The 8,010-nt window shown below is 46.2% G+C and carries 6 protein-coding genes and 1 pseudogene; all 7 read left to right on the forward strand.

The genetic code is table 11. The annotated features are described in order from the left end of the window. On the forward strand, window positions 1-1,686 hold a 1,686-nt coding region (locus tag ACFILA_RS08655; protein ID WP_375661019.1), incomplete at its 5' end, for a DUF4815 domain-containing protein. Window positions 1,687-1,700: 14 nt separating this feature from the next. Beyond that, entirely contained in the window at window positions 1,701-3,026 is a 1,326-nt protein-coding gene (locus ACFILA_RS08660) for a Bgr_08870 family protein (protein WP_375661020.1), read from the forward strand. A gap of 136 nt (window positions 3,027-3,162) precedes the next feature. Next, window positions 3,163-4,446, forward strand: a complete 1,284-nt coding sequence (locus tag ACFILA_RS08665; protein ID WP_375661021.1) for a phage tail sheath C-terminal domain-containing protein — start codon at window positions 3,163-3,165, stop codon at window positions 4,444-4,446. 3 nt (window positions 4,447-4,449) lie between these two features. Further along, the gene (locus ACFILA_RS08670) at window positions 4,450-4,968 is read left to right on the forward strand and encodes a phage major tail tube protein (protein WP_015856800.1); all 519 of its coding nucleotides are present in this window, start codon (window positions 4,450-4,452) and stop codon (window positions 4,966-4,968) included. Between the two features lie 9 nt (window positions 4,969-4,977). Next, on the forward strand, window positions 4,978-5,391 hold the full coding sequence (locus tag ACFILA_RS08675; protein WP_375612337.1) for a hypothetical protein: 414 nt from the start codon (window positions 4,978-4,980) through the stop codon (window positions 5,389-5,391). Between the two features lie 131 nt (window positions 5,392-5,522). Next, entirely contained in the window at window positions 5,523-7,859 is a 2,337-nt protein-coding gene (locus ACFILA_RS08680) for a phage tail tape measure protein (RefSeq protein WP_375661022.1), read from the forward strand. A 13-nt stretch (window positions 7,860-7,872) separates the two neighbouring features. After that, window positions 7,873-8,010 (forward strand): annotated as a pseudogene (locus tag ACFILA_RS08685) (phage tail protein); the annotation flags it as partial.

Genomic DNA, 8,010 nt, shown 5'->3' on the forward strand with positions numbered 1-8,010 from the left:
GACCCTTTTCTTGATGATAGTTACAGAGATGAAGGCTTTCAACAAACAGGTGCTGTAGGCAACGGCATTTTACAGCTTGCCATTGACCCAACATTCTATACTGCTCCTTTAAAAGCGCCTGTCACGCTTGACTGGACAAATGAAGTGATTATTGCGCAAGAGTTGACAACGGCTTGCGAAAAAATCAATCCTTATCAAAATTTTGCGACCTTACCTGGTACAGTAACCCTTGAACCCGCGACAGACTTTTGGCATGAACAGCGTACCGATTGGCTCTCAAGCGTGACCAATCAACTGAACATGGGATGGAACCGTGGGAGAAGCGTTCGTAAAACAGAAATCAGTGATGATTTGGTGAGTGCAACCCAAGAGAAAATCAATTTTTTAAGACAAATTACCCTTTCTTTCAAAATTGAAGGTTTTGGCAGTAGCGAAATCTTGGAAAGTCTTACCTTTGATGGTGTGAATGTTTTACCAAAAACAAAGCTTGTTGCCGATAGCAAGGGCACCCTTGAAGGCACTTTCACGATTCCACAAAACATTCCGGCTGGCACAAAAAATGTTGTGGCACGGGGGAAAGGTGGAACAATTGCTACGGGTCTTTTTACAGGGCAAGGCGTGATTGATGTGAAAGTGATGCGGCGCACCACCACGGTGAAGATCTGGACGCAAGTGGACCCACAAGCGCAAGTCTTTACCCCTGATGCAACACGGCAAATCACTGGAATTGACTTTCATCTTTGCAAAATCGGCAATCAGAACCATGATCTGGTGATTGATTTGGTCACCACAGAAAATGGCTATCCGACCGCCGATATTCAAGCGCAAAGCTTTTATTCTATGAAGGGCGCAAAGCTAGGTTGGGCAGAGGCACGCTATGATGTACCACTCCTTGTGATGGATGACCGTTTAACGGCTTTTGTCATTAAAACCGATGATGCTGATCATTCCGTCTCTTTAGCAAAGCTTGGAGATTTTGATGCAGAACACCAGAGATACGTCTCGAGCCACCCTTACGTGACCGGTCCACGCTTTTCTTCTGTCAATGCTAGGAGCTGGACCGCTCATCAAGATGAGGCTTTAGCTTTTAGGGTGCTGGCGGCACGCTACACACAAACAGAAAAAACCATTGATCTTGGCACTTTTGACCTTGTGGACTGCTCTGATTTGCAAGTACGCGCAGCCATTGAATTGCCTTCAAGCGATTGTTCTGTCATCTTTGAAATTGAACGAAACAATGGCACGGTTTATCAACTTCTTCCCTTTCAATTGCTAAGCCTTACTGAATATATCAGTGAAAAGGTAAAGCTTCGCGCTATTCTCAAAGGCACCGAAAAGCTCTCACCCGTCTTGTTTGCTCCTGTTCAATTGATTGCGGGAAAGATCCATAAGGAAGCGACCTATGTCACGCGTGCTTTTGCCTTTGGGGAAAAAGCAAGATTGACCAGCTATATCAAAACCTTTTTACCAGGTGGTGCAACCTTTTCACTCGAGATGCAACTGGATGATGGTGCTTTTGTCCCTCTCACATTAGAGGAAACAGAGCAGTTATCCGAACCACTTTGGACAGAACGAAAATTTGTAAGCAGCGACAAAGGCGCCAAACAAGCACGCCTCAAACTCACGCTTACTGGTGGACCAGCAGCGCGGTCCATGGTGCGTGATTTTGGCGCTGGCATATTATAATGGGAAAATGAGAGATGACAAAAACCAAAAAACTCGACATGGAATTGCCTAAAGAAGGTCGTTTTATCAGTTCTGAATTCCCAATCTTGCGGGAAAACTTGACGAAAATTGATCAAGCCATTGCGGGTGTTGAGGACAAGGTAGACCAAAAAGCACCTTTACAACACACGCATACCATAAGCGAAATCACAAATCTAGAAAGCGCTCTCAATGGTAAAATGGCAGCGGATAAAACTTTCACTTTTGCCGATTTAAGCGATATCGAAGGCGCAAAAGATGCTGCCAACAATTATGTTCTCTATAAATCAAGCAATAATAACTTCACTTTTGGCAGTGCTGTCTCTCTATTAGGCGCACATCAACATAAAACCGAAGATATTGTGGGGCTCGATGATTTTAGAGCCAAGATCAATGAAGATCTCACAAGCTATGGACGCTTAGCCAGCCCAAATGAATGGCAGAATTATAATAAATTTACCAGCAAAGTCACTATGAGTGGTGGCTTAGAACTGTTGGGTAATTCGTCGTTTAATCTCACCCACAATAATAAAGTTGTGACAAGTCTAAGCACAAATGGAAGTACCTTGAAAGGACCTTTGAGAGTTGATGGTGAAGCTGTTTATACCAAGGTGCAAGTGGATGCTCTTTTGGATGCTTTAATCAAAAAGCGTAAAGAAGAGTACATTGAAATCGTTATGTTGCAGAGTGGTAATATTCCTTGGCCTGATGGGGTGACAGATGACACTGATATTGAAATCATGGCTTGGGGAGGTGGCGGGAGCGGTGGCCAACGTGGAGGAGGAGGTGGTGGTGAATGTATTTCTTTAAAGATTCAAAAACGCCAATTACAGAATAATGATGTAGTGGCTATTGGAAAAGGCGGATATGGAAATGGTGTTAATGGTGGTAATACGCTAGTTGGTTCTATTCTTACAGCACGGGGTGGTAAGGGGAATAACGGTTATATTGGTGGAAATAGTGGTGGTGGAGTTTCAGGTGGTTATGGAACTGCAAGTGGTAGTAATAATAATGGTTATGCGGGAAAAGAACATCCTTGGCATGGAGGTGGAGGAGGTGGTGGTGGCTTTAATGATAGTTGTGGCGGTGATGGAGGGGATAGTACCTATGGTGGAGGTGGGAGTGGTGGGAGTGGTGGTAGTGGTATAGCTAATAATGGAGGTAAGGGAGGAAAAAGCCAGTATGGTGGCAATGGAGGAAGCGGAGCTGAAAAAGGATATGGCGGCGGTGGCGGTGGCGGTTATCGAGATGGTGAAGATGGAACAGTAAATGGTGCTGGACGGGGTGGTGATGGCGCAGTTAAATTAAAGATCTTTGTATAAGCGTTTAAAGGCTTGTATGCTCTTCCGTCTTTAAGTCCCCTTTAAAGCCCTTTAAAAGGGCTTTTTGACTGACAGTGTCAGACTTATGAAAGGGAGCTCTTTTTGTTATGGTCTCTTCATTGATTTGGAGAGCAAAATGGCAATAGAATTTAATCATGGGATTCGCATTGTAGAGGCTGGTGAGGATTCCCGTCCTTTAGCAACATTTGATCAGACCGCCATTGGGGCGGTTGTTACAGCCCCTGATGCTGACAACCAAGTTTTTCCCCTCGACGAGCCCGTGTTGGTCTTCACCCATGAGACAGAGAAAATCCAAAAGCTTGGGGCAAGAGGCACGGCTCTTGATGTGATTAAAGCCGTGTGCGCGCAGGGGATTGAGGCACAAATTATCCTTGTGCGTGTGGAAGAAAAGTCAACCATTGCTGAGACACAAACCGAAATGGTGGGATCCAATACTCACTTGACCGGTGTGCACGCCTTGGCTCATGCGCGTGGGCATTTAGGTGTGGAACCTGGGATTTTACTGGCACCGGCTTATAGTGCAGGGCGGATTGACAATGGCAAAAACCCTGTGGCAGACGCTTTAGAACAAGTGGCAGAAAAGCTACAAGCGATTGCGGTTTTTGATACGGGGGGTAAAAACACGGAAGAAAGTCTTGCCTATCGTGCAGATTTTTCCTCACGCTTTTGTTATTTGATTGACCCCTTTGTACGGGTGGCAAATCGTGAGGGGGGTGTTAGTGTTAAACCGGCAAGTCCTTTTGCTGCCGCCATGTTTATCAAACGTGACAAGCAAAGGGGCGGTGTTTTTTGGTCTCCTTCCAACCAAGATGTGCATGGCATTTTAGGGACAGCACGCCCCATTAGCTATTTTGATGGGGAAATTGATCATGAGGCAAATCGCCTTAACCAAGCCGATATTGCGACCTTTATTCCAGCACGGCTTAGCCAAAATGCGCAGGGAGAAGTAGCTTCCAATGGGCGCATTTTATGGGGCAACCATACCACCTCCAGTGACCCATTGTGGCGTTTTGTCAATGTGGTGCGCACCCGTGCAGCTTTGGAAAAAACGATCATTAACAATTTCCGCCCTTGGGCGAATGATGAAAACCTTACTGGCCAACATGTTATTGCCATTACCCGCAGCCTTACACAGTTTCTTGATGATATGATTGCGCGTGGTGCATTGCTTGGTGGGCGGGTTTGGTTTGACCGCGATTTAAATTCCAACAGCACTTTACAATTGGGAAAATTGCGGGTCGAGTTTGATGCAGAAGAAGTGCCACCTTTAGAAGATTTGAGTTTCGGCAGCCGGCGCAATAGCGCTTATTTTGATCGGCTGGCGCAAGATATCCAAAAGAAAATGACTTATCAATTTGGCGATACGCTTGAAACTTATCGCAAAGCAGCAAGGAGTTAAAGCATGACTTTACGCATTGTACGCGGTTTTACCTTGATTGTTGATGATGATGTGAATCTCCATCTTGATCTTGAAACATTGAAACTGCCCACGTTGGAAGAAATCACCGAAACCTATCAACCGGGCGGCTCTGATATGCAGATTGATGTGAGCGGTCTTGGTGTGAAAGCTTTGAGTTTACAAATGAAAATCCGCAGCCATACCCCCGAAATTATCGGCATCTTTGGTGGTCCTCCTGGGCTTCGTCATAAATTTACAGGCAAAAAACATGTGATCTCTGAAGAAGATGGACGCGAGCATGAGCATTCCATTGATGTGACAGGGCGGTTGGTCAAAGTCGATAGCGAAGGCTTAACAGCTGGAAAAGCGACAGGCTATGATTGCGAGATCAAAAATGTTTGGGACTATACGGAATTTTGGGATGGTTCTGTTTTGCACCGCTTTTCTTTTAAACGGGGCGGCTGGCTTGTCCGCAATGGGCAAGAGATCGGTTCTCGCCGCCGCTCTATTCTCAATTTATAGGAATTGATCATGACAAGTTTACAAACCAGCATTGACGTGGAATTGCAGGTTCCGCTTCCTTATCAAGATAAAGGTGGCAAAGAATCTCTCTGCAAGAAACTGACCTTTTATCGCCCCACTTTTAAGCATGCCAAGCAATTAGCGGTGCTCATTGGACCACAATTGACAGAGCTGCTGCTTCCTGAGTTTGGAGAGCAAAAAACAACTTTGAGCAATGATGTGCTTATCACGAAGCTTTCTCAAGTTTTGTTCACAAGTGAGGCAACAGAAGGCATCACAGCACTTTTGGCTGATATGTCACATGAATCTATTGAATTGATTGATCGAGTTGATGTGATGGATATTGTCGCAATATTGAAGGCTTTTTTTGCTTTTTTTCCGCAACTCCAATCCTCTCTGCCGGACAATTTGGGGCAGAGCTAGCCCTTTATTATCACTGGGCGCCTTCAGAAATTAACCAGATGGATTGGCTGGATGTGATTGCTTATCGAGAAGAACTCGCGCGCCTGAAAGCTCAAGAATATGAAAGCCATCAGTTAGGATAAGAGACGATCATGGATGTTTCTCTTGTTGTGCGTTTTGTTAATCATCTGCAAGAGGGGATCGCTTCTGCCAAGCGAGATCTTGCAGCCTTTAGTTCAGATATTGCGCATTTCCAAAACAAGACAAGGCAGCATTTTAAAGGGTGGTTTGACTCGGAGCATCTGAGGGAAGCAACAGCCAATGCGGAAAATGCTTTTAACCAAGCGCGGGGGCGCATGGTGGGTGCCATTGCGCAAACAGCAACCTTAATTGCACCGCTCTATAAAGCCATGCAATTTGATCAATCGATGAAGGGACTAGAAAAGGTTCTCGATGCCCCCCTTGATCGCTTAAAGGAATTGCGCCGTTTTGCGCTTGAAACCTCCACCAAGATTCCGCTAGCGGCGCGTGAAGTCTTAGAATTGATGACCAGTGCCAGCCAAGCAGGGATTGGCGAACAAGATCTAGAAGCTTTTAGCATTTATGCTGCCAAAGCGGCTGTTGCTTTTGATATGACGGGAGATCAGATTGGGGAGCGCTTTGCCAAATTGCGCAATGTCTTTAAGCTTAATCAGGCAGGCATTGAAGATCTAGGCGATGCTATCAATCATCTCTCTAATCACATGGCGGCAAAGGCAAGTGAGGTGTCTGATTTTACCAATCGTGCTACCGGTGCGGCAACCATGTTTAAGCTCACCGCGCGCGAAACTGCAGCATTTGGTACGGCGATGATTTCTGCTGGGATTGTTCCTGAGAGTGCCGCGCGTGGTTTTAATGCCATGAGTGCGCGCATACAGGCAGGGGGCAAACATATTGAAGATGCTTTTGCCAATATTGGGCTTTCCCGCGAAAAATTCATGCAAGATCTGGACAAAGATGCCACCGGCACCTTGGTACGCTTTTTTAATGTGTTGGGTAAATCCGAACAGGGCATGCGCTCGCTGATTGCCATTGCTGGGCGCGATTTTACTGGTGATTTTGCCAAATTGGTGGGTAACCCAGAATTGTTAGGGCAAGCTTTAGAGTATGTGAAAGATCCACAAGTCTTTAAAGGTTCTGTAGAACAAGAAGCCGACAAACAAGCAACCGGTGCCATGCGGCAATTTGAACTCTTACAAAACCGTATTGTGGCTTTGGGCATCACCATTGGTGAAGTGCTTCTGCCTCCTCTCAACAGTCTCATGGAAACTGTTGGTAATTTTACTAATGGGCTTATGGCGTGGGCGAATGCGCACCCAACTTTAACAAGCGCCATTATCAAAACCATTGCCGCTCTGATGGCTTTTAATATTGCTCTGCGCGTGTTGCGCTTTACCATGGCTGGCACACGTCTTGGGCTTCTTCAATTGATGGGCTCTTTTATCAAGCTTAGAGTACTCAGTCGTGGTGTTGCTGCAAGCTGGCGGGGCTTAGCAGCCGCAGGGCGCTCGCTGGGCTTGCTAACCGCGGGTCTTGGGGCAAGTTCACTCCGACTCTTACGCCCCATAACTTTACTGGTAGGGGCTTTACGGGGGATTGCTGTCTCAGGAAGTGCATTTGCTGCCTCTTTTGGTTGGATGGGGACAGTGATCGAAGTGGTTGGGGCAAGTCTTTCCTCTGTTGTGGGGGGTATTTTTACCCCAATAGGGGCTGTGGTTGCTGCTGTTGTGGCGGTCATACTGGCTGCTGGTTTTGCTTTGTGGAAATATTGGGATCGTTTTTCTTCTTTTATGAAGGGCTTTGCACGGGGGGTATCTCGGGCTTTTGGGCAAGCCTTTGAAGCTGTTATGCGCTTTTTTGGTGCTGATACCACCACCATTACGCGTTGGAAAAATATAATCGCCAATGCTTTTGATCTCTCTCAAGTTTGGCAAAAGTTTAAACAAGAGCTTTCCTCTGTTGCCGAGTGGTTTGGCAATTTGTGGGAGGGCGTTAAACAAAGCTTTTCCAACTTTTGGCAATGGTTGAAGAGTTTTTTTACACAGGAAAAGCTCTCGGAGAGTGCCAAGGCTGGTATGGAACAAGCGGGCGAAGATCTGGCTAATTCGATTGTCGATGGCTTTATGGCACCTATCACAAAGTTGAGCGATTTTTGTAAATCTTTGCCTAGCCGCATTAAGGGGTGGATTGGTTCCATTGATGTAAGAGAGTTTTTGCCAAGTTTTTTGGGGGGCAAAACAACCATTCAACCGATTGCACAATTTGCAGGGGCGGGGCGTGCAAATTCCCCTTTCACAGAAGCAAAAGGCAAAGAGCATTCCACTATCACACACAATCAAAATGTCACAGTGCATGTCAATGGTGCGCGTGATCCTGTTGCCACCGGTCGTGCGGTTGCCCATGCCATTCAACGGGTACGCGCCAATGCATTGCATGGCGGGACAGAATGAGGGGAGGGAGCCTATGAGAGATCCTTTGATGATGTTAGGATCACATCAATTTTATGTGGACTGGCTGAATTTCCAATCCTTTGAAGAAGAGTTTTCTGCCTCATGGGTTTGTATGGAGCGTTTTGGCAGGTCCCCCAGTTTGCAATTTACC

The organism is Bartonella sp. CL71SXKL (assembly GCF_042194935.1).
In the GTDB taxonomy this organism is placed as follows: Bacteria; Pseudomonadota; Alphaproteobacteria; order Rhizobiales; family Rhizobiaceae; genus Bartonella.